Origin of the sequence: Sphingomonas oligophenolica, assembly GCF_039522915.1 — a bacterium.
GTDB classification, from domain to species: Bacteria; Pseudomonadota; Alphaproteobacteria; order Sphingomonadales; family Sphingomonadaceae; genus Sphingomonas; species Sphingomonas oligophenolica.
This window is the reverse complement of record NZ_BAAAEH010000079.1, coordinates 1-731: the sequence shown is the minus strand read 5'-3', so window position 1 is coordinate 731 and position 731 is coordinate 1. Positions and strand designations below refer to the sequence as shown.

Sequence of the window (731 nt, the reverse complement as noted above, 5' to 3'; positions counted from 1 at the left end):
TAGGAGCGGATCACGTCGATGATCGTCTGGTCGGCGGTGATGTAGCCGCCCATCACCCCGAACGCCTTGCCGAGCGTACCCTCGATGATCGTCAGCCGGTCGGCGACGCCGTCGCGCTCGGAGATGCCGCCGCCGCGCGCGCCGTACATGCCCACCGCATGGACTTCGTCGAGATAGGTGAGCGCGCTGTACTTGTCGGCGAGATCGCAGATCGCAGCGATCGGGGCGATGTCGCCCTCCATCGAATAGACGCTCTCGAAGGCGATCAGCTTGGGCACATTCGGATCGACCGCGGCGAGCAGTTCTTCCAGATGCTCGAGATCATTGTGGCGGAAGACATGCTTCTCGCACCCCGAGTTGCGGATGCCCGCAATCATCGAGGCATGGTTCAGCTCGTCGGAAAAGATGATGCAGCCCGGCAGGATCTTGGCCAAGGTCGCCAGCGTCGCCTCGTTCGAGACATAGCCCGAGGTGAAGAGCAAAGCCCCTTGCTTGCCGTGGAGATCGGCAAGCTCGCCCTCCAGATCGACATGGTAATGCGTGTTGCCGCCGATGTTGCGCGTGCCGCCCGAGCCTGCGCCCACATCGTGCAGCGCCTCTTCCATCGCCGCGATCACGCTCGGATGCTGGCCCATCGCCAGATAGTCGTTCGAGCACCACACCGTGATCGGCTTGGGGCCGTTATGCCCGGCAAAGCAGCGCGCGTTCGGGAACGACCCCTTGTTGCGCAA

At 63.5% G+C, this 731-nt stretch carries 1 protein-coding gene; it reads right to left on the bottom strand.

The window, feature by feature from the left end:
* Positions 1–731: 5-aminolevulinate synthase (gene hemA, locus ABD050_RS28970; protein ID WP_343893062.1), on the bottom strand; the 731-nt coding region annotated here is incomplete at both ends.